Source organism: Catenulispora yoronensis (genome assembly GCF_039531695.1).
Classification (GTDB): Bacteria; Actinomycetota; Actinomycetes; order Streptomycetales; family Catenulisporaceae; genus Catenulispora; species Catenulispora yoronensis.
The window spans coordinates 1-558 of the sequence record NZ_BAAAQN010000224.1; the positions used below are offsets into that span (position 1 = coordinate 1).

Annotated in this window: 1 protein-coding gene; it reads left to right on the forward strand. The window is 51.4% G+C overall.

Annotated elements, in window-relative coordinates; genetic code table 11:
• Positions 1 to 206: 206 nt before the first annotated feature.
• Positions 207 to 558 (forward strand): alcohol dehydrogenase catalytic domain-containing protein (locus tag ABD481_RS46965; RefSeq protein ID WP_344672377.1); only part of this gene is annotated, 352 nt, incomplete at its 3' end.

A 558-nucleotide genomic window follows, 5' to 3' on the forward strand; every position in this document is an offset into this window, starting at 1 on the left:
GATTCGAGTGATGACAAAAACATGACCATTCAGCGTCAATATTATTACCTACCAAATATAGCGATGTTGTCTGAATTTTGTGCTATCTCTGTAGCAAAAAGCCACATTCTGTACTAAGCGCCTTGTATTTTACCGCTCAGCGTCTAATCCTTATTGGGTACTATTGCATTAATTAAGTTAATCAATTCCCCCACAAGGAGACAGGCATGAAGGCAGCTGTTGTTACCCACGACCATCAGGTTAACGTCACGGAAAAAACGCTGCGCCCGCTGGAATACGGCGAAGCGCTGTTGAAAATGGAATGCTGCGGCGTGTGTCATACTGACCTGCACGTGAAAAACGGCGATTTTGGCGATAAAACCGGCGTCATTCTCGGCCATGAAGGGATCGGGGTGGTACAAAAAGTCGGCCCGGGCGTCACCTCCCTGAAGCCGGGCGACCGCGCCAGCGTGGCGTGGTTCTTCGAAGGCTGCGGCCACTGCGATTACTGTAACAGCGGCAACGAGACGCTCTGCCGCTCGGTGAAAAACGCCGGCTATACCGTCGATGGCGGCATGG